The organism is Bradyrhizobium shewense (assembly GCF_900094605.1).
GTDB lineage: Bacteria > Pseudomonadota > Alphaproteobacteria > Rhizobiales > Xanthobacteraceae > Bradyrhizobium > Bradyrhizobium shewense.
This window is the reverse complement of sequence record NZ_FMAI01000010.1, coordinates 249,072-268,946: the sequence shown is the minus strand read 5'-3', so window position 1 is coordinate 268,946 and position 19,875 is coordinate 249,072. Positions and strand designations below refer to the sequence as shown.

At 65.6% G+C, this 19,875-nt stretch carries 22 protein-coding genes; 6 read left to right on the top strand and 16 right to left on the bottom strand.

Annotated features, from left to right (window positions below):
• Positions 1-32: 32 nt before the first annotated feature.
• Positions 33-1,217, bottom strand: coding sequence for a DUF2125 domain-containing protein (locus GA0061098_RS21000; protein ID WP_091960284.1), 1,185 nt, complete (start codon positions 1,215-1,217; stop codon positions 33-35).
• A gap of 110 nt (positions 1,218-1,327) precedes the next feature.
• Between GA0061098_RS21000 and GA0061098_RS20995 the strand changes: the two genes are divergently transcribed.
• Entirely contained in the window at positions 1,328-1,936 is a 609-nt protein-coding gene (locus GA0061098_RS20995) for a gamma-glutamylcyclotransferase (protein ID WP_165637500.1), read from the top strand.
• On the opposite strand, the gene GA0061098_RS20990 is transcribed toward GA0061098_RS20995, so the two are convergent.
• The 4 genes from GA0061098_RS20990 to ftsE form a co-directional block, all read right to left on the bottom strand.
• Positions 1,933-2,706, bottom strand: a complete 774-nt coding sequence (locus GA0061098_RS20990) for a lysophospholipid acyltransferase family protein (protein ID WP_091960278.1) — start codon at positions 2,704-2,706, stop codon at positions 1,933-1,935. The genes GA0061098_RS20995 and GA0061098_RS20990 overlap by 4 nt on opposite strands.
• A gap of 23 nt (positions 2,707-2,729) precedes the next feature.
• Complete coding sequence (locus GA0061098_RS20985; RefSeq protein WP_091960274.1) at positions 2,730-3,434, bottom strand: YdcF family protein; 705 nt, start codon at positions 3,432-3,434, stop codon at positions 2,730-2,732.
• A 253-nt stretch (positions 3,435-3,687) separates the two neighbouring features.
• Entirely contained in the window at positions 3,688-4,656 is a 969-nt protein-coding gene (locus GA0061098_RS20980; RefSeq protein WP_028139935.1) for a cell division protein FtsX, read from the bottom strand.
• Positions 4,649-5,308 (bottom strand): cell division ATP-binding protein FtsE, encoded by a 660-nt coding sequence (gene ftsE, locus GA0061098_RS20975; RefSeq protein WP_020508614.1) that lies wholly within the window; start codon positions 5,306-5,308, stop codon positions 4,649-4,651. Before ftsE ends, GA0061098_RS20980 begins: the two co-directional genes overlap by 8 nt.
• A 174-nt stretch (positions 5,309-5,482) precedes the next feature.
• Between ftsE and GA0061098_RS20970 the strand changes: the two genes are divergently transcribed.
• Both GA0061098_RS20970 and GA0061098_RS20965 read left to right on the top strand, forming a co-directional pair.
• Positions 5,483-6,364 (top strand): MJ0042-type zinc finger domain-containing protein, encoded by an 882-nt coding sequence (locus tag GA0061098_RS20970; RefSeq protein ID WP_091960270.1) that lies wholly within the window; start codon positions 5,483-5,485, stop codon positions 6,362-6,364.
• Between the two features lie 41 nt (positions 6,365-6,405).
• Positions 6,406-6,780 carry a response regulator gene (locus GA0061098_RS20965; RefSeq protein WP_025033579.1) on the top strand — a complete coding sequence of 125 codons (375 nt, stop codon included), beginning with the start codon at positions 6,406-6,408 and terminating at the stop codon, positions 6,778-6,780.
• Positions 6,781-6,932: 152 nt separating this feature from the next.
• On the opposite strand, the gene GA0061098_RS20960 is transcribed toward GA0061098_RS20965, so the two are convergent.
• Together GA0061098_RS20960 and GA0061098_RS20955 are read right to left on the bottom strand one after the other, a co-directional pair.
• A complete protein-coding gene (locus tag GA0061098_RS20960; RefSeq protein ID WP_091960267.1) occupies positions 6,933-8,078 on the bottom strand; it encodes a DUF4175 family protein in 1,146 nt (381 codons plus the stop codon).
• Positions 8,066-10,015 carry a TIGR02302 family protein gene (locus tag GA0061098_RS20955; protein ID WP_091960263.1) on the bottom strand — a complete coding sequence of 650 codons (1,950 nt, stop codon included), beginning with the start codon at positions 10,013-10,015 and terminating at the stop codon, positions 8,066-8,068. The genes GA0061098_RS20960 and GA0061098_RS20955 overlap by 13 nt, the downstream gene beginning before the upstream one ends.
• A gap of 165 nt (positions 10,016-10,180) precedes the next feature.
• Here GA0061098_RS20955 and GA0061098_RS20950 point away from each other — a divergent pair, with 165 nt between their 5' ends.
• Positions 10,181-10,564 (top strand): carboxymuconolactone decarboxylase family protein, encoded by a 384-nt coding sequence (locus tag GA0061098_RS20950; RefSeq protein ID WP_018316258.1) that lies wholly within the window; start codon positions 10,181-10,183, stop codon positions 10,562-10,564.
• A gap of 233 nt (positions 10,565-10,797) precedes the next feature.
• Entirely contained in the window at positions 10,798-11,706 is a 909-nt protein-coding gene (locus GA0061098_RS20945) for an NAD(P)-dependent oxidoreductase (RefSeq protein WP_091960260.1), read from the top strand.
• A gap of 187 nt (positions 11,707-11,893) precedes the next feature.
• Here the strand turns inward: GA0061098_RS20945 and lysA are convergent, their stop codons facing one another.
• From lysA to argH, 3 genes are all read right to left on the bottom strand, one after another.
• Positions 11,894-13,159, bottom strand: coding sequence for a diaminopimelate decarboxylase (gene lysA, locus GA0061098_RS20940; RefSeq protein WP_091960257.1), 1,266 nt, complete (start codon positions 13,157-13,159; stop codon positions 11,894-11,896).
• A 23-nt stretch (positions 13,160-13,182) separates the two neighbouring features.
• Complete coding sequence (lptM, locus tag GA0061098_RS20935) at positions 13,183-13,473, bottom strand: LPS translocon maturation chaperone LptM (protein ID WP_038948523.1); 291 nt, start codon at positions 13,471-13,473, stop codon at positions 13,183-13,185.
• Positions 13,474-13,567: 94 nt separating this feature from the next.
• A complete protein-coding gene (gene argH, locus GA0061098_RS20930; RefSeq protein ID WP_091960253.1) occupies positions 13,568-14,965 on the bottom strand; it encodes an argininosuccinate lyase in 1,398 nt (465 codons plus the stop codon).
• 101 nt (positions 14,966-15,066) lie between these two features.
• Here argH and tlpA point away from each other — a divergent pair, with 101 nt between their 5' ends.
• A complete protein-coding gene (gene tlpA / locus GA0061098_RS20925) occupies positions 15,067-15,732 on the top strand; it encodes a thiol:disulfide interchange protein TlpA (protein ID WP_091960382.1) in 666 nt (221 codons plus the stop codon).
• 6 nt (positions 15,733-15,738) lie between these two features.
• On the opposite strand, the gene GA0061098_RS20920 is transcribed toward tlpA, so the two are convergent.
• The 6 genes from GA0061098_RS20920 to GA0061098_RS20895 form a co-directional block, all read right to left on the bottom strand.
• The gene (locus GA0061098_RS20920) at positions 15,739-15,933 is read right to left on the bottom strand and encodes a hypothetical protein (RefSeq protein WP_091960250.1); all 195 of its coding nucleotides are present in this window, start codon (positions 15,931-15,933) and stop codon (positions 15,739-15,741) included.
• Between the two features lie 180 nt (positions 15,934-16,113).
• Complete coding sequence (locus GA0061098_RS20915; protein ID WP_026201637.1) at positions 16,114-16,995, bottom strand: 3-hydroxybutyryl-CoA dehydrogenase; 882 nt, start codon at positions 16,993-16,995, stop codon at positions 16,114-16,116.
• A gap of 210 nt (positions 16,996-17,205) precedes the next feature.
• The gene (locus GA0061098_RS20910; RefSeq protein ID WP_091960248.1) at positions 17,206-18,150 is read right to left on the bottom strand and encodes an electron transfer flavoprotein subunit alpha/FixB family protein; all 945 of its coding nucleotides are present in this window, start codon (positions 18,148-18,150) and stop codon (positions 17,206-17,208) included.
• Positions 18,150-18,899, bottom strand: a complete 750-nt coding sequence (locus GA0061098_RS20905; RefSeq protein ID WP_091960245.1) for an electron transfer flavoprotein subunit beta/FixA family protein — start codon at positions 18,897-18,899, stop codon at positions 18,150-18,152. The genes GA0061098_RS20910 and GA0061098_RS20905 overlap by 1 nt, the downstream gene beginning before the upstream one ends.
• A 126-nt stretch (positions 18,900-19,025) precedes the next feature.
• On the bottom strand, positions 19,026-19,598 hold the full coding sequence (locus tag GA0061098_RS20900) for a cob(I)yrinic acid a,c-diamide adenosyltransferase (RefSeq protein WP_091960242.1): 573 nt from the start codon (positions 19,596-19,598) through the stop codon (positions 19,026-19,028).
• 2 nt (positions 19,599-19,600) lie between these two features.
• Positions 19,601-19,795, bottom strand: a complete 195-nt coding sequence (locus tag GA0061098_RS20895) for a twin transmembrane helix small protein (RefSeq protein WP_091960239.1) — start codon at positions 19,793-19,795, stop codon at positions 19,601-19,603.
• Positions 19,796-19,875 lie beyond the last annotated feature (80 nt).

Genomic DNA, 19,875 nt, shown 5'->3' with positions numbered 1-19,875 from the left:
TCGCTCCATCCGGGCTACGGCAGCTACGCCACCTAATACAGCGGCGGAATCTGGCCGACCTTGACCGGGCCGAGCAGCACGGCGCCGTCGACGAATTTCAGCGGGAAGCTTCTCGCCTTCTTGCCTTCCAGCGTGCTCTCGGTGCCGATCGAATTGATGCCGGCGGCAACGCCGGCATTGGCGTTCTGCTTGATCACCTTGCCGAGACCGGGAACGGCGCGGTCGAGCGCGCCGAACAGATTGTTGAGGTCCTGCGACTTCATGCCGGGTGCGACGCGGTCGAGCGTAGCCTGCGGCACGCCCTCCTCCAGCATCTTCTTGATGCCGAGCGCCGGGATCACGCGCTCGAGGCCCGTCACCGTCATCTGCAATTCGCCGTCGAGCCGGCCGTTGGCCGAAAGCGCGAGCGTGCCGGCCGCAACCGCGATCATCTCACCCTGCTGGATCCGCGACTGCACGATCTCGATATGACCGCCGGCGGCCTGGATCTCGCGGAAGCGCTGCGGCCAGGGCTTTGGCGTCAAGTCGGACAGGCCCGTGATCTTGGCGCGCGTGTCCGCCTCAAACGGCTCGGCGAGCAGGGGGTGAACGCCCTGGATGCTGCCCTGCGCGACATGGAGCACGGTCTCGATCACGGGATGATCGGCCGGCGAGCCGTCCGCGAGGCGCCCGTGCAGCTCGACCTGCTTGGCGCGCGCGAGCGGCACCTGCATGCTGCCGTCGAGACGATTGATGTTGGGATCGTCGAACACGATGGAGGCGCGGTCCGGCACCGAGGGCAGGCCGACCACGCTGCTGCGGCCCTTGCTCCAGTTCACCACGAAGGTGTTTTGCGTGACGCCGTCGGTCAGCGTCGCCGGCGCGGAGAATTCCGCGATGACGAGCTTGGGATCGTACACCTGGGCAACGACCAGGATGTTGTCGAGCTTGGCCGTGAACGGCGTCTTGCTCGCATTCTGCGAAACCAGGGCGACGCTGGCGCCGGAGCACTGGACCTCGAAGCGGAACGGGAAGCCGGCGATCGAGCGCTTGGCGCAATCATAGATGCGGCCGGATTTGGCCTCCTGCGCCCGCCAGGCGTCTGCGGCCACTTCGGCCTGCGAGGCCGCGTAGAACCAGAAGCAGCTCCAGGCGACGGCGAGGATCAGGACGAGGAGGGGGGCAATGAAAAGGCCCCAACGGGAGCGGCGGCCTGCGGCAACGGTCATATTGGACATGCGGCGACCCTTTGGCCCCAGATTTTGGCAAATGTAAGCGAGGCCAGCCCCCGACGAAAGGCGGAGAATTCGCTTCTTTTGGGGGCGCGGTTCTGGTAGCCGTGCCCGAAATGTCCGAAATCACCCTCCCCTCCGTCACGACAGCCACGGGCGACCTCTGGGTGTTCGGCTACGGCTCGCTGATGTGGCGACCGGGCTTCGATTTCGAGGAGCGCGTCCCGGCGCGGCTGGTCGGCGAGCACCGGGCGCTCTGCGTCTATTCCTTCGTCCATCGCGGCACACCGGAGAAGCCGGGCCTGGTGCTCGGGCTCGACCGCGGCGGCGCCTGCCGCGGTATCGCCTTTCGCGTCGCTGAAAAGAACCGCACCGAGGTCGTCGCCTATTTGCGGGCGCGCGAGCAGGTCACTTCGGTCTATCGCGAGGTGATGCGCTCGGTGTGGCTGGAGAACGATGCGCGCCAGCGCGTCTCCGCGCTCGCCTATGTCGTCGACCGCGGCCATGTGCAATATGCCGGCCGCCTCTCGCTCGCCGAGCAGCATCGCCATGTCATCCAGGGCCACGGACAGTCCGGCGCCAATCGCGACTATGTCACCGCGACGGTGAAGGCGATCGAAGCCGAAGGCTTTCGCGACACCCAGCTGCATCAGCTTGCGACCATGCTGCATGGGGAGGCGCATTCCCTCCACGCGCCGGCTCCCGACGATCGAGAGAGCCGCTAGTTCTCCGACGGCGCGTAACTCGGCGAGGCGCCGATCAATTGCTCCTGCTCCTTGCGGCCGGCTTCGACGAGGCGGCTCGTTGCCTCTTCGATGGCCGTTTGCACACGGGAGAGAAACTCATCCTTCGGCAGGCCTGACGGCAACGGATCGAGGAATTCCACCACGAGCGTGCCGGGATAGCGCATGAAGGTGCGGCGCGGCCAGAACAGGCCGGAGTTGAGCGCGATCGGAAGACACGGCACGCCGCAGGACGAATAGATCTGCGCAAAGCCGGTCTTGTAGTCGGGCGGCGCGCCCGGCGCGCGGCGCGTGCCTTCCGGAAAGATGACGAGCTGCCTGCCCGAGCGCACCGCCTCGCGCGCCCGCCGCGTCATGTCCAAGAGCGCCTTCACGCCGGCCTTGCGGTCGATCGCGATCATCCCGGTCTTGACCAGAAACTGGCCGAACACCGGTATCTGCATGAGCTGACGCTTGAGGATGAAGATCGGACGATTGAAGAAACCGGGCAGAACGAACGTCTCCCAGAACGACTGATGCTTCGCCACGATCACCAGCGGCCCCTGCGGGATGTTCTCGACACCGCGGAATTCGACCTTGATGTTGCAGACCACGCGCATCAGGACCAGCGTCGCCTTGGCCCACCATTGCGCGACCGTCAACATGGCGCGCGGCGGCAATGCGAAGGTCGGCAGCGCCACGATCGCGAGGCAGACTAGCACGGCGTAGAACAGCACGTTGAACACGAGCGAGCGCAGGAAAATCAGGAACATCGACGATCCGATTAATTTGCCTGTCAATTGGCTTGGGCGGTGGCGGGCCGCTTTGGCTGATGACCTGCAGGCTGCTCCGACATCTCGGGCGAAAGGTCAATCCCGAAATCCTCCAGCCGCACCCTGAGCTCTGCCGCGACGTACTTGACATATTCCGACAGCAGCAGCCGCAAGGTGGACGCCGATGTCCACCACGGCTCCTCGCGCCATTTGTCGCCGACCACCGCGAACGGGATCAGCGTCGTCTGCGGCATCGCATGCGAGAATTCCACCAGGGCACGCGGCATGTGATAATTCGAGGTGACCACGATCAGCGACTTGAATCGGCGCCCCTCGGCCCAGCGCCGCGCCTCTGCCGCATTGCCGCGGGTCGAAAGCGCGGTACGGTCGAGATCGACGCAACAGGTCATGAAGGACTGGTTCTCCGGCAAGGTCCGGGAGATGTCGTTCGCCGTCGACGTCGGGTGCACGCCGGAGATCAGGAGCCGCCTGCCATAGCCGGCGGCGAGCAGCTCCATCGCGTCCGACACCCGCGAGGAGCCGCCGGTCAGGACCACGATGCCGTCTGCCTTGCGGCTTGGGGCGATCTCGGCGCCGCGCAATTGCGACAGGAACGCGATGAAGCCCGCCGCCGCGCCGACGAAGGCGAGCGCAATCGTCGACACCACGGCCGCGCGCAGCCAGCCGCGCGGCAGGTTCGGCGATCGATCGTCGGTCGGCGAGGTCATATGATGTCGGTGATCCCTTCCCTGGCTGATTTTAAAAGGTTTTGAGGCGAAGTGGAGTCCTGGGATGTGAGAACACTCGGGCTGCGAGCTCGTCACCCTCTCCCCTTGTGGGAGAGGGTGGCTTCGCGGCAGCGAAGCCGGGTGAGGGGTATCTCTCCGCGAGCTCACCTCTCGCGATTCGAGTGCGCTGAGAGATACCGCTCATCCGGCGCTTCGCGCCACCTTCTCCCACAAGGGGAGAAGGAAAAAGACCTCAATCCACATCGTTCAACGTCGCAAACAGGGTCTGGCGTGAGGCCACCGCGGTGATGGCGCCGATCAGCACGGCCTGGGCCGCGAGCACGATGTAGCCGGACGGCCGCAGCGAGAAGGTGCCGAGCAGCGCGGCGAACTGGTCGCCGACGGGGGTACCGGAAAACCAGCCGGCGATCGACTCGGAGAAGCCGAACACCAGCATGGCGGCGCCGCCGCCGATCACGCCGCCCTCGAGGCCGAGCCTCAGGAAATGACGCAGGAAGTGATTGGCGATGTAGCGGTCGCCGGCGCCGACGAAATGCAGCACCTCGACGATCGGACGGTTCGCCGCCATGGCGCCACGGGTCGCGAACGAGACCGAGATGATGGTGGCGATGATGACCAGCGCGAGGATGCCGAGGCCGGCGAGCACGGTGGCGTTGGTCATCGAGCGCATCCGCTCGATCCAGGCGCGGTGATCATCGACGCTGGCACTTGGCGCGACCTGGGTCACGCGCGCGCGCAAGACGCCGAGATCGAGCAGCGTGCCGGGTTGCACACGCGCGATGATCATGCGCGGCACCGGCAGGTCGTCCATCGACAGCCCGGTGCCGAGCCAGGGCTCGAGCAGCTTGCCGCTCTCCTCCCGGGTGAACGGCTTGACCTCGACGACGCCGGCTTGCGCGCGCATCGCCTCCGTCACCGCCGCGGTGTCGCGTTCGAGATCGCGGCCGGCCTGCGGGCGGACCTGGATGGTGATTTCGCTGGCGACGTCCGACTGCCATTCCGCGGCGGAGGCGCTAACCAATAGCACCGTGCCCGTGGTCATCGACGCCAGGAAGGTCATGATGGCGACGACGGCGACCAGCGCGCGGCCCTGGATCGAGGCCCGCGGCACGATCGGCGACATGTTGCGCGCGTTGGCCGGAAGCTGCGGACGCTCCTGTCCGAGGTCGACCAACACGCCGCGCTCGTCGGTCCTACTCATAGACGTGCAACCGCCCCTGATGCAGCACCAGCCGCCGGGCCTCGTACTGGTCCATCAGGCCGATGTCGTGGGTGGCGATGATGACGGCGGTGCCCGATTTGTTGAGCTCGATGAAAAGCCGCAGCAGGCGGCGTCCGAGCGTCGGGTCGACGCTGCCGGTCGGCTCGTCCGCGAGCAGCAGTTGCGGCCGCGAGATCACGGCGCGCGCGATCGCCGCGCGCTGCTTCTCTCCGCCCGACAGGATCGGCGGCAGCGCGTCCATGCGGTCGCCGAGCCCAACCCAGCGCAGCAGGTCGATCACCTCCTTGCGGTAGCTCGACTCGCTGCGGCCCATGACGCGAAACGGCAGCGCCACGTTCTCATAGGTCGTCATGTGATCGAGCAGGCGGAAATCCTGGAGCACGATGCCGATGCGCTTGCGCAAATCGGCGATCTCGTCCTTGCCGAGACGCGAGATGTCGTGGCCGAACAGATTGACGAGTCCCCGCGTCGGCCGGTGCGACAGGAACAACAGGCGCAGCAGCGAGGTCTTGCCGGCACCCGAGGGGCCGGTGAGGAACTGGAACGAATGCGCCGGGATCTGGAAGCTGAGGTCGCGCAGGATCTCCGGCCCCAGACCGTAACGCAATCCGACATTTTCGAACCGAACCAAGCTCAGCTCCGTTCGAGAGGGGGGCGCGGGTCGCACTGCTGCGCTCCGCCATACGCGACCAACGGGTTTTGCCGCCGTTATGGTTTCCGGTTCGTTAACGGTCGCGCTGTAGCATACATCGTAGCATCCTTGCCGCGCGGCTCTCCCCGACGCGGTCATCGTCAAGGCTCGTCCATGCATATCGTCTGCCCCCATTGTATGACATCCTACGCCATCAAGCTCGCGAGCCTTGGGGCGAACGGACGGGCGGTCCGCTGTTCCCGCTGCAAGGAGACCTGGATCGCCCATGCCGAGGATGCCATCGAGGAGGCATCCGTCCCGGCCATGGCCGCGGCCAGCCAGGCCGACGACCAGGCCGACCTCGCCGAGCAATGGAACTCTTATGCCAAGGACGACGGCACCACGGACGCGCCTGTCGTCGACAGTCCCTCGATCGCCAGCGACTGGCCTGACGAAGAGGCTTCCAAGGAAACCGAGGACGAGTGGTCCGCGGCGGCCCGGGAAGCTGAGGAAGAGGTCGTCGGCGCGCAGCACCAGTCCTGGTTCCGCGGTCTGTTCCCTCGCCGCGGCGCGCGGGTGAGCCGTCCGGTCGCCACCGCGTCGCCCAAAAAATCTCATTTCGGCCTGCCGACCGCCTGCGCTGCCATGGGCGCGCTGGTGCTGGCGCTGGTGATCTGGCGCGGCGACATGGTGCGGCTGCTGCCGCAGACCGCCGCTTTCTACAAGATGGTCGGGCTCGAGGTGAACCTGCGGGGCCTCGCCTTCAAGGACGTGAAGCTGTCCAGCGAGACCGTGGACGGTAAGCAGGTGCTGGTGATCGAGGGTGTGATCGTCGGCGAGGGAAAGAAGCCGCTCGACATTCCGCGGCTGCGCTTTGCCGTGCGCGACGGGCAAGGCGCGGAGATCTACGCCTGGAATACGGTGCTGGAGCAGACCGTGCTGCGGCCCGGCGAGCGCGCCTTCTTCCGCTCCCGCCTGGCCTCGCCGCCGCCCGAAGGCCGCAATATCGACGTTCGCTTCTTCAACCGGCGCGACATTGCCGGCGGCAGCGTATAATCGCGCCGCCCGGTACCAAGGTTGGTCCGAAAGTTGATCCCATGCCGAAGATCTTGATCGCCGATGACGAAGATTCGATGCGCACGCTGGTGGCGCGCGCCATCGCCATGGACGGCCACGAGACCGTCACCGCGCAGGACGGCGCCGAGGCACTGGAGATCCTGACCCGCGAGGACGGCGCCTTCGACCTGCTGCTCACCGACATCCAGATGCCCGTGATGGACGGCATCGCGCTGGCGCTCTCCGCCGCGCGCGATTTTCCCGATTTGACCATCTTGCTGATGACCGGCTTTGCCGACCAGCGCGAGCGCGCCTCGAACCTCAATGCGCTGGTGCACGACGTCGTGACAAAACCGTTCTCGGTCGCCGACATCCGCACCGCCGTGGCGGATGCGTTGGCGGCGAAGAAGGGGTGACGCGAAGCTGCCGTCCTACACTCCGCTGTCATGCCCAGGCTTGACCGGGCATCCAGTACACCGCGGCGGATGCGGTGAGAGCGTGACCTCCAACGCAGGCCTCTGGAATACTGGATCGCCCGGTCTTCGCCGGGCGATGACACTGAGTGGTGTCAAAAATCCTTCAGCAGCCGCTCGATGTAATCGAGCTCGATCTGCGGACGCGAGCTGTCGCCGAGGCGGCGGCGGAGCTCTTCGAGGATGCGGCGGACGCGCTGGGCGTCGATCTCGCCCGGGATCTTGACGGTGTAGTCGTCGCTGAGATCGCGGCCGTGAAGCGGGCGCCCGAGCGGATCGGTCTGATTGCCGCCGCTCTGCTGACGGCCGGCCCGATTGCCGGGACCATCGCCCTGCCCGTCGCCATCGCCCTGCTGCATCGCCTCGGCCATCTTCTGCGCGCCCTTGCGCATCGCGTCGAGGGCCTTGCCCTGCGAGTCCACGGCGCCGTCGGCATTGCCTTCGCCGAGCTTCGAGCCGGCATCGCCCATGGCACCGTCGGCGGCATCGAGGCTGCCGTCATCATCGCCCTGATCGCCGTCCTGATCGCCGCTCTGGCCCGGGTCGCCCTGCTGGCCTTTCTGACCCTGCTGACCCTTCTGGCCTTTCTGTCCCTTCTGCGCGAGGCCGCGCTTGGCGAGCTCGTCCTGCAGCTTCTTCAGGCGGTCGCGCAGCGACTGCTGATCCTGCTGCAGGTCCGACATCGACTGGTCGCCCTGCTGCTTGCCACGCGAACGGTCCCGCCGGGAATCCTGGCCCTGCTTGAAAGTCTTGTCGCGCAATTGCTGCTGCTTGCGGATCATGTCGCTGAGCTCGTTGAGCGCCTGCTCCATCTCGCTCTCACCGGATTGCCCGGGCTGCGCCATCTGGAGATTTTCCATGATCTGCGCGAGCTGCTCGAGCATGCGCTGGGCCGCCTCTTTATTGCCCTCGCGCGCCGCCTTCTCGATCTGCCGCAGCAGGTCATCCAGATCGCGCTGCGTGATGACGGAACGATCGCGATTGGAAGACTGGCTTCTTTCCGTGGCGCGCTTGTACTCCTCGAGCTTCTGAATGGCGTCGGACTGGTTGCTCAGGCTCTTCCCGGATTCCTTCTGCCTGAGGCTGTCGCCGGATTCCTGCATCGCCTTTTCCGCGCTGTCGAGCAGCGCATCGGGATCCTGATCCAGCTGAGCCGCGGCCGGCGAGACGCCGCCCAACAGCATGGCGAGGCAGGCGATCGACATCGCCTTCAAGACTGGCACGGGTGCTAGCTTCCGCATTTCCGGTCCCGCGTAAACTGGTTGGTCCTGTCGTCCCCCGCCTTGTTGGCACGGTTGTTCGCCGATTTGCGATAGGCCTGAAGCTGCTCGCGCAAGACGTCCTGCTGCTGCGCCAGCTCTGCGAGCTGCTCGGGCGTCGCATGCTGGGTCTTTTGTCGCAGCTCGACTGCCTTGTCGAGGATGAGCTGGACCTCCGCGGGGAACGGCTGCCGGGCGCCGAGCGGATTCTGCTCGGCGCGGCGGGCGAGATCGCGCACCTTGCCGGCCATGGCCTCACGAAGCTTCTGCGTCAGGACCCTGAGCTCGTCCTCGCTGGCGCCGCGTTCCAGCGCCGCCTTGAGCGCATCCTGCGCCGAGCGCAGCGCGGCGTTGACGCTGCCGGCGACGCCGTCATCCTCGATGGTCGTCGCGAAGGCCCACATGCTCGCCACCACGTTGCGCAGCGCATCGTCGGTGCGGGCGGCCTCGAGCTGGCTCGCCAGACTCCGGAGGCCGAGATAACAGCCGGCATCCGGCGTAAACAATTCGGGTGCGATCATCAGCGCGTCGAGCGCGGTGTAGACGTCGGAATTCCTGTTGGCGTCGAGCGCGAGGATGCGGCGCTGCTCGATCAGCGCGCGCGCGAGCGAGTTGGTGAACAGGCGCTCGGGCAGGCGCATGTTGAAGGGTTCGCTCCTGGCCTCGTTGCCGGCCTCGTCCTTGGCGGTGAGCGTCAGCGTGACGTCGGCGCCGGCATAGGGGTCCTCGCTGAGATCCTTCACGGTCTGGCCGACGCCGTTGCGGGTGCGCGCGTTCGGCAGCACGAGCGGGAATTGCGGCGGCTGGAACAGCGGACGCGCCGCGGCCTTGCCGTCGGAATCCTTGCTGCCATCCTTGCTACCATCCTTGGCGTCGGCGGGGCGCAGGGCAATGTGCGCATCCGCGCCGGTCACGCCGTAATCGTCCTCGATCTTGTAGGAGAGCTGGAGCCCGCCGCGCGCCTGGCGCTCGGGATCCTTGGCGAGCGCGATCGTCGGCGCGCGGTCCGGCGTTGCCGCAAACGCCCATTGCGGCTGGCCGGAGGGCGCGCGGACATGCGCGGTACCATCTGCGGTGATGGTGAAATGCTTCTCGTTGGTGCCCTTGGGCGCGGCTTCTGTGGGAGCAACCTCCTTGAGGCCGCCGGAGACCACGACATCGAGGCTGCCGCCGGAGGAGCGCACGATCAGGGTCGAGCCTGCGGGAACGGCAAGCGGGCCGGCGGCAGGCAGCGCCGCGGCCTCCTTGTTGGCGGCCGACAGGATGACCGGCGGCTTGCCGGTGTAGAGCGGCGGAGTGACCCAGGCATCGACGCGAACATTCGCCGGCGCCAGCACGCCGTTCCAGTCGAAGGCGGCCCCGAGCCGCATCGCGCGCTCGTCGCCGGCGGCGAAGAAGGTCGCGACCAGCATCACCATAACCAGCGCGCGCAGCGCCCAGGGATCATGCAGCGCGAGCCGCGGATGCGGCAGGCCGGCGCGGATGCGCTTGAGCGAGGCCAGCGTACGCTCGCGCTGCGCCTGCCACAGCGCCTGTGCGACCGGGTCCTGCGAGGACAGCGTGTCCGTCAGCGTCGTGGCCGGGCGGTGACGGATGCCGGAGCCACGATCGAGCCGGCTGAGCGCCTCCTCGCGGCTCGGCCAGCGGAAGCGAATCAAGGGAAACAGGACGGCAATCGCGATGCCGGCGAAAACGACGAGACCGATGGCACGGGCAACGAACGGCAGCGCCAGCCAGAGGCCGGCCCAGGACACCACCAGGAACAGGCCGACGACGGTCAGAAGCCGCGCCAAATTCGGCCAGGCACGCTCCCACGCGATGGCATAAATGGCCCGATCGAGGGCCTGCGCCAGCTTCAGCCGCGACAGAGCATCGCTGTTGCGGATCGGGTCTGACGGGTCGGGGGTGACGCCGTTCAATCAACTCTCCAGGTTGCCCGGTAGAGAAGCCTATCACAACGGCAGCACTGAGGCATCCGTTCCGGTACGGGAGACGCCCCTTTTCCCGCATAACACGAGGACGTGACTGGCCCGCGGCAACCCCGTAATTTCCGCGCCGCCCCGAGGGAGATGAGAGGAAACGCCATGGACAAGAAGATGCACGACAAGGGCCTGGAAGTCCGCAAAGCGGTGCTGGGCGAGGCCTATGTCAACAACGCCCTGAAGAACGTCGACGATTTCAACCGCCCGTTCCAGGAGATGCTGAACGAATATTGCTGGGGCACGGTGTGGGGCCGCGAGGAGCTGCCGCGCAAGACCCGCAGCATGCTCAACATCGCCATGATCGCGATCCTCAACCGCCAGCACGAATTTCGCGCGCATCTGAAGGGCGCGCTCACCAATGGCGTCAGCCGCGAGGAGATCCGCGAGATCCTGATGCAGGTCGCGATCTATGGCGGCATGCCCGCCGCAGTCGACAGCTTCCGCATCGCGCGCGAGGTGTTTGCGGAGATCGACGGCAAGGCGTGAGATGTCGTCAAAATCTCCGCTGTCGTCCCGGGGCGCGCGTAGCACGAACCCGGGACCCATAACCACAGGCAGCTGTGGTTAGCGGGACTCGGAGTGACCGCTTCCGCGCAACGACTCCTCCCTGGGGTTATGGGTCCCGGGCTCATCGCTTCGCGATGCCCCGGGACGACGAGCGGAGAATGATCGCCGCTTCACGTTCAACCACCAACGAATAACAACCACAAGGAAACACCATGGACATCGGATTCATCGGGCTCGGAAACATGGGTTTCCCGATGGCGCGGCGGCTGATCGAGGCGGAACACAAGCTCGTCGTGTTCGACACGCGCAAGGAGGTCACGGACAAGCTCGTAGCACTCGGCGCTAAGCCAGCGACATCGCCGAAGGACGTCGCCGATCAGGTCGAGACCGTGATGGCAAGCCTGCCCTCGCTGCAAGCCTCGCTCGAAGTCGCAACGGGAGCGAACGGCGTCATCGAGGGCAGCCGCGCAAAGCGCTTCATCGACCTCTCCACCGTCGGCTCGGCGATGGCCGTGAAGATTCACGACCTGCTCGCCAAGCGCAACATCGTGCAGATCGACTGCCCCGTCTCCGGCGGCGTCGGCGGCGCCGAGAAGGGCACGCTGGCGGTAATGGTCTCCGGACCGAGAGCGGAATTCGAGCTGCTCAAGCCCGCGCTCGACGTGATCGGAAAAGTGTTCTTCATCGGCGAGAAGCCCGGCGCGGCGCAGACCATGAAGCTCGCCAACAATTTCCTGTCGGCCACCGCGATCGTGGCGACGTCGGAAGCGGTCGTGATGGGCGTGAAAGCCGGGCTTGATCCCGCCGTCATGATCGACGTCATCAATGCCGGATCCGGCATGAACACCGCGAGCCGCGACAAGTTTCCACGCTCGGTGCTGCCGCGCAGCTTCGATTTCGGCTTCGCCACGGGACTGATGGTGAAGGACGTGCGGCTTGCGCTGGAGGAGATGAAGCAGCTCGGCCTGTCGATGGAGGTCGCGGACGCAGTCGGGCGGTTGTGGGAGACCGTGATCAGCGCAGAAGGCGCCGAGTCCGATTTCACCGCGGCGATTAAGCCGATCGAGAAGAAGGCGGGGGTGGTGGTCGGCGAAGCCAAGGGCCGATTGGCGGGGAAGTAGCGATCCCGCACTCCGTTCGTCGTCCCGGGGCGCGCGCAGCGCGAACCCGGGACCCAAAACCCCAGGGAGAAGTTTGGCGAAGACTCGGAGTAACCAGCTTCGTGTCATAACCACTTCCTGTGGTTATGGGTCCCCGCGTACGCGGGGACGACACGTGTGAAGCGCGCTTGTGCCGCCCCTTACCGCCTCACAGCCACGGCGCCGGCGTGTCCATCGCGATCAGCTGCTCGACCTCGATGCGCGGGCGGACCACGGCGTACTGATCGTCCTTCACTAGCACCTCCGGCACCAGCGGGCGCGTGTTGTAGGTGCCGGCCTGCACCGCGCCATAGGCGCCCGCGGTCATGATGGCGATGAGATCGCCGGGCGCCGGCGTCGGCAGCGTGCGGTCGAGCGCGAGATAGTCGCCGGTCTCGCAGACCGGGCCGACGACGTCGGCCATGATGGTGGCGGCGCCCTTGGCAGGCTGCGTCACCGGCAGGATGTCGTGATGCGCCTCGTACAGCGTCGGGCGGATGAGGTCGTTCATGGCGGCGTCGATGATGACGAAATTCTTGCCGTCGCCGTGTTTCACATAGATCACCTTGGCGACGAGGATGCCGGCATTGCCGACGATCATGCGGCCCGGCTCGAACATCAGCGTGCAGCCGAGATTGTGGCTGACGCGCTTGACCATGGCGGCATAGGCCGCCGGTGCCGGCGGCGCCTCGCGGTCCATGTAATAGGGAATGCCGAGGCCGCCGCCGAAATCGACATGGGAGATGTTGTGGCCGTCGGCGCGCAGCGTCTGCACGAACTCGGAGAGGATGCGGAAGGCGGTCTCCATGCCGGAGAGGTCGGTGATCTGGCTGCCGATATGCACGTCGGTGCCCGTTACCTCGATGCCCGGGAGTTTCGCAGCGCGGGCATAGACCTCTCGCGCATGCACGATCGGGATGCCGAACTTGTTCTCGGACTTGCCGGTGGAAATCTTGGCGTGGGTGCCGGCGTCGACATCGGGATTGACGCGGAGCGAGATGCGCGCGGTCTTGCCCGTCTCGGTCGCAAGCCGCGACAGCAGCTCGAGCTCGGGCTCGGATTCGACGTTGAGACAGAGGATGTCGGCGGCGAGCGCGGCGCGCAGCTCTTGTTCAGTCTTGCCGACACCGGAGAACAGGATCTTGTTCGGCGGAATGCCGGCGGCCAGCGCGCGCTTCAATTCACCACCGGAGACCACGTCGGCGCCGGCGCCCAGCTTGGCCAGCGTGCGCAACACCGACTGGTTGGAGTTCGCCTTCATGGCGTAGCAGACCAGCACCTTCTCGCCGGCGAAGGCCTCGGTGAAGACGCGATAGTGCCGCTCGAGCGTCGCGGTCGAATAGCAATAGAACGGCGTGCCGACGGTTGCGGCCAGCTCGGACAGGTTCACCGCCTCGGCGTGCAGCACGCCGTTGCGATAGTCGAAATGGTTCATGACGCAGGCTCGGTTGTCCCGGCTTATTTCTTGCCGGGAGGTTCGTCCAGGAGCGGATCGAGAATGAACGGTTTCTTCCTGCCCTTGGCCGCCGCGGGCGCGGCATCCGCACCGTAGGTGGGATTGAACACGCTCGGCGTCCTCTGGGCCTCAGTCTCGGTGTCGGTTGGCGCAGCACCGTTGGCCGTGGGCGCGTTGGCGGTCGGCGGCAAATCCAGCGGACCCTTGCGGCCGCAGCCGGCAAGCGCAAGCGCCGTCAGGCTCAAGACAATGATGGCCCACCCCGAGCCGGCCGGGCGAAACTTTGACGTCACGACGAAATCCCCACTACGCGGGGCGCACCATACAGAGATTGGCGCGCTCTGGCGAGAGCCGGATGACCATGAAACATAAGCGAAATTTTGCCCCTCAGCCCAATTTTCGCTCTTTTTCCAGCCGCTTCGCCCAGGCCTTGGCCTGCGACGCTACGTTCTTCGGCGCGGTGCCGCCGAAGCTGGTGCGGCTCTTCACCGACGATTCGACCGAGAGCACGCCGAGCACGTCCTTGGTGATTTTTGGCTCGATCGCCTGCATCTCCTTGAGCGGCAGCTCGTGCAGCGCGACGCCGCCCTCGGCGGCCTTGGCGACGATGCGGCCGGTGACGTGATGGGCGTCGCGGAACGGCATTTTCAGCGTCCGCACCAGCCAGTCGGCAAGGTCGGTCGCAGTGGAATAGCCCTCGCCTGCAGCAAGCTTCATCTTGGCTTCATCAGGCACGAGGTCGCGGACCATGCCGGTCATGGCGCGGATCGCCAGCGACAGCGCGGCAAAGCCTTCCATGGCGCCCTGCTTGTCCTCCTGCATGTCCTTTTGATAGGCGAGCGGCAGGCCCTTCATCACGATCAACAGACCATTGAGCGCGCCGATGACGCGGCCGGTCTTGGCACGCACCAACTCGGCGGCATCCGGATTGCGCTTCTGCGGCATGATGGAGGAGCCGGTGGTGAACTTGTCGCTGAGCCGGATCATGCCGACCAGCGGCGAGGTCCAGATCACGATCTCCTCGGCAAAGCGCGACATGTGCACGGCGCAGATCGAGGCGGCCGACAGCGTCTCCAGCACGAAGTCGCGGTCGGAGACGGCATCGAGCGAATTCGCCATGGGACGGTCGAAGAGGAGCGCCTTCGCGGTGGCGTGGCGGTCGATCGGGAACGAGGTGCCGGCGAGCGCGGCGGCGCCGAGCGGGGATTCATTCAGCCGCTTGCGCGCATCCTGGAAGCGGCCACGATCGCGCGCGGCCATCTCGACATAGGCGAGCAGATGATGGCCGAAGGTCACGGGCTGCGCGGTCTGCAGATGGGTGAAGCCGGGCATCACGGTTGCGGCATGCTCCAGCGCGCGATTGACCAGCGCGGCCTGGAACGCGGCGAGCGCGGCGTCGGTCTCGTCGAGAACATCACGGACATAGAGACGGAAATCGGTCGCGACCTGGTCGTTGCGCGAGCGCGCGGTGTGCAGGCGGCCGGCGGCGGGGCCGATCAGCTCGGACAAGCGGCTCTCGACATTCATATGGATGTCCTCGAGCGCGCGCTTGAACTCGAAGTCGCCCTTGCCGATCTCTGACAAAATCGTGTCTAGACCCTTGCCGATATTTTTCGCATCAGAGCCCGTGATGATGCCCTTCGCGGCAAGCATCGCAGCGTGGGCCTTGGACGCGGCAATGTCCTGGGCGAAGAGGTGACGATCGACGTCGATGGAGACGTTGATCTCTTCCATGATCTCGTCGGGACGTTCCGAGAACCGGCCGCCCCACATCTTGTTGCTCATGATCCCCTGCTCACGCCTTGATTTGCCGCACGTTTGCTGGCCGCCGCCAGCCGTATTAAGAGGCCCCTGATAGCCATATCTGCGACCGGATGACAAACGATATGCTCGACAAGACGCCCTCCGCCACGCGCCGGGTCCCCCTCGTCATCGCCACCGTGGCGGTCGGAGGGCTGGCCGGCTTCGCCGCGCTGTACGGACTGGGCCTGAGCCGGGCCCCATCAGGCGATCCGGCCTGCCGGTCGGCCGTGGCTACGGCGCAAAAAATAGCTCCACTGGCCCATGGCGAGCTGGCGGCGCTGACCATGGCGAGCGCGCCTCTCAAGCTGCCTGACCTCACCTTCGAGGGCGCCGACGGCAAGCCGAAAAAGCTGTCCGATTTCCGCGGCAAGACGCTGCTGGTGAACCTCTGGGCCACCTGGTGCGTGCCGTGCCGGAAGGAAATGCCGGCGCTGGACGAGCTCCAGGGCAAGCTGTCGGGCCCGAATTTCGAGGTGGTGGCGATCAATATCGACACCCGCGACCCCGAGAAGCCGAAAACCTTCCTGAAGGAGGCCAATCTGACCAGACTCGGCTATTTCAGCGACCAAAAAGCCAAGGTTTTTCAGGATCTTAAAGCCATAGGCCGGGCGCTGGGCATGCCGACCTCGGTGCTGGTCGATCCGCAAGGCTGCGAGATTGCGACGATCGCGGGGCCGGCGGAATGGGCGAGCGAGGACGCACTCAAGCTGATCCGGGCGGCGACGGGCAAGGCCGCCGCGGCGCTCTAGGGATTTTTAGGCGGTGACGTTGAGATTGCCGCCGACGCCGGCGCCGACATTGGCCAGCGAAGGCTGCCCGGCACCCATCAGCGTCAGGACGGTGGATTTTTCCATATCCATGTTCTGCTTGGTCAGCGTCGCCGAGATATTCGACTGCAGCGCGCCTTGCTGAGCGGCCAGCATGGTGCTGACCATTGCCATCATGTCCATTACGCGAACCCTCTTACCGGCTGCAGCCTAGGCGCGAGGGGTTAATAGGACATGAATCGACACACGGCCGAGGGGCCGTAGGGTGGGCAAAGCGAAGCGTGCCCACGCAATTTTTGCGACCGAGAGAGATGGTGGGCACGGCGCAAGTGCGCCTTTGCCCCACCCTACGGCACCGCCGCCTTATCGCGTCGGAACCGGCTTGGCACCGCGATAATCGTAGAAGCCGCGCTGGGTCTTGCGGCCGAGCCAGCCGGCCTCGACATATTTCACCAGCAGCGGGCACGGACGGTACTTGGAATCGGCCAGCCCTTCATGCAGCACCTGCATGATGGAGAGGCAGGTATCGAGGCCGATGAAATCAGCCAGCTCCAGCGGGCCCATCGGATGGTGGGCGCCGAGCTTCATGGCCGCGTCGATCGCCTCGACATTGCCGACGCCTTCATACAGCGTGTAGATCGCCTCGTTGATCATCGGCAGCAGGATGCGGTTGACGATGAAGGCCGGGAAATCCTCGGAGACCGCGACCTGCTTGCCGAGCTTGGCAACGAATTCCTTGGACGCCTCGAAGGTCTGGTCGTCGGTGGCGATGCCGCGGATCAGCTCCACCAGCTCCATCAGCGGCACCGGATTCATGAAGTGAATGCCGATGAAGCGCTCGGGCCGGTCGGTGGCGGCGGCAAGCCGGGTGATCGAGATCGAGGACGTATCGGAGGCGACGATTGCCTCGGGCTTCAACACGGCGCAGAGCTCGTGGAATATCTTGCGCTTGACCTCTTCCTTCTCGACCGCGGTCTCGATCACGAGGTCGCAATCGGCGAGGTCGTCCAGCTTCTCGGCGGACGTGATGCGCGCCATCGCCTTGGCCTTGTCGTCCTCGGAGACGGCCTTCTTGGAGACCTGGCGCGCCAGATTACCGTTGATGGTGGCCATGCCCGACTTGAGGCGATCAACCGAAACGTCGTTGAGCACCACGTCGAAGCCGGCCAGCGCCGCAACATGCGCGATGCCATTGCCCATCTGACCCGCGCCGATCACGCCGACCTTCTTGATCACTGCCGCCATCTTGTCATCCACCGGAACGGCGCGCGACGAGCGCACCTGCCTATCCCCCGAGCCGGGAGGTCTGATTTGATCAGAAGCTTGATTTAATCAGAACCCGGGCTCGAAACCTAGATTGGATCGCTTCCCCGGCGTGCCCCACGCCAAAGAAAACGCTTCAGAAATGAAACACCGGCCGGAGTTTATGCCTCCGGCCGGTGTTTTTGGCGTCTTTTATTTGCCGAGCTTGCCGAGTTCGGCCGTCAGCTCCGGAACCGCCTGGTAGAGATCGGCGACTAGGCCGTAATCCGCAACCTGGAAGATCGGCGCGTCCTCATCCTTGTTGATCGCGACGATTACCTTGGAGTCCTTCATGCCGGCCAAATGCTGGATGGCGCCGGAAATGCCGACGGCGACATAGAGCTCGGGGGCCACGACCTTGCCGGTCTGGCCGACCTGCCAGTCGTTCGGCGCATAGCCGGCGTCGACCGCCGCACGCGAGGCACCGACACCGGCGCCGAGCTTGTCGGCGAGCGGCTCGATGTATTTGGCAAAATTCTCGCGGCTCTGCATGGCGCGGCCACCGGAGACGATGATCTTGGCCGAGGTCAGCTCGGGACGGTCGCTCTTGGCGACCTCCTCGCCGATGAAGGACGACAGGGCCGGATCGGCCGCCGCCGCGACGGTCTCGACCGCCGCGCTGCCGCCCTCGCCGGCTGCGGCGAAGGTGGAGGTGCGGACCGTGATGACCTTCTTGGCGTCCTTGGACTTCACCGTCTGGATCGCGTTGCCGGCATAGATCGGGCGCTCATAGGTGTCGGGGGCGACCACCTTGATGATCTCCGAGACCTGCATGACGTCGAGCAGGGCGGCGACGCGCGGCATCACGTTCTTGAAGCGCGAGGTCGCGGGCGCGACGATCGCATCATAGCCGGACGCCAGCGAAACGATCAGCGCGGCCAGCGGCTCGGCGAGATCGTGGGCGTAGAGCTCGCCGTCGGCGAGCAGCACCTTCTTGACGCCGACAAGCTTGGCAGCGGCATCCGCCGCGGCCTTGGCGTTCTGGCCGGCAACGAGGACCTCGACGTCCGCGCCGAGCGCGGCGGCAGCGGTCAGGGCCTTGTTGGTCGCATCCTTGAGCGACGCATTGTCGTGTTCGGCAATCAGCAGCGTCGTCATCAGAGCACCCCGGCTTCGTTCTTGAGTTTCGACACCAGCTCGGCGACGTCCTTGACCTTGACGCCCGCCTTGCGGCCGGCCGGCTCCGTCGTCTTGACGACCTCGAGACGCGGAGCAACGTCGACGCCGTAGTCGGCGACGGTCTTGTCCGCGATCGGCTTCTTCTTGGCCTTCATGATGTTCGGCAGCGAGGCATAGCGCGGCTCGTTGAGACGCAGATCGGTGGTGACGATCGTCGGTCCCTTCAGCTTCACGGTCTGGAGACCACCATCGACTTCGCGGGTGACCTTGAAGTCAGAACCTTCGACCTCGAGCTTCGAAGCGAAGGTCGCCTGCGACCAGCCGAGCAGCGCAGCCAGCATCTGGCCGGTCTGGTTGCTGTCGTCGTCGATCGCCTGCTTGCCGAGAATGATCAGGCCGGGCTGCTCTTCGTCAGCAACCTTCTTCAGGATCTTGGCGACCGCGAGCGGCTCGACGGTGCCCTCGGCCTTCACCAGGATGCCGCGATCGGCGCCCATGGCAAGACCCGTGCGGATCGTCTCCGACGCCTGGGCCGGTCCAATGGAGACCACCACGACTTCGGTCGCCTTGCCGGCTTCCTTCAGGCGCAGCGCTTCTTCGACTGCGATTTCGTCGAACGGGTTCATCGACATCTTGACGTTGGCGAGTTCAACGCCCGATCCATCGCCCTTGACGCGGACCTTGACGTTGTAATCGACCACCCGCTTTACCGGCACTAAGACCTTCATCGATCCTCTTTCACTCAATTTGGGAGGGGGGTTATCAACTGGCGCGGAACCTAAAGGCCTGATCTGCCCCGGTCAACGCGCGAACGAGCCTAATTTTAGCCCTCTGAAATGCGAGAGCTCGATGGGTCAGCGGTTCTGGCCCGGAACCCAGAGCACGTCGCCGGCGCCATTCCCATTGGCGGCCCGGCTGGCCACGAACAGGAAGTCCGAGAGGCGGTTCATATATTGAATGCCAGCTGCGCTGACCTGCTCCCCGGGTCGGGCCGCCAGTTCCACGATCACCCGTTCCGCCCTGCGGCATATCGTGCGCGCCACATGGAGATGGGCAGCAGTCGGCGTGCCGCCGGGAAGCACGAAGGAGGTCAGCGGCGCGAGCTTGTCGTTGAGCGCATCGATGTCGCGCTCGAGCCGTTCGACCTGGCTCGCCACCATCCGCAGGCGCTCGGCTTTGCCGTCACGTTCCGGAACCGCAAGGTCGGCGCCGAGATCGAACAGATCGTTCTGGATGCGGCCCAGCATCGCGTCGAGCTCGGGGGCATCCTGGGTATGGAGCCGCACCACGCCGATCGCGGCATTGGTTTCGTCGACCGTGCCATAGGCCTCGATGCGCAGATCGTATTTTGGGCGGCGCTCGCCCGAGCCGAGGGCCGTCGTGCCGTCGTCACCGGTCTTCGTGTAGATGCGATTCAGTACGACCATGATTACCGCCCCATCGCCCAGACCGCGAGCATTGCGATGACGATCGCCACGAACTGAAGCAGCACGCGCCAGCGCATCAGCTTCTGCGAAATGTTGGGCGAGCCGCCGCGCATCATGTTGATGAGCCCAAGCAGCAGCACCAACGCCACGGCGCCGGCTGCCGCCGGCAGGATGAAAGTCGTCAGGAGAGATGCCATTGGGGGGTGATAACACCGTGCGCGCCGGTCCGCCATGGTGCCGCAGCAGCCTCCGGCGTCGTTCCGGGCGATGCGAAGCG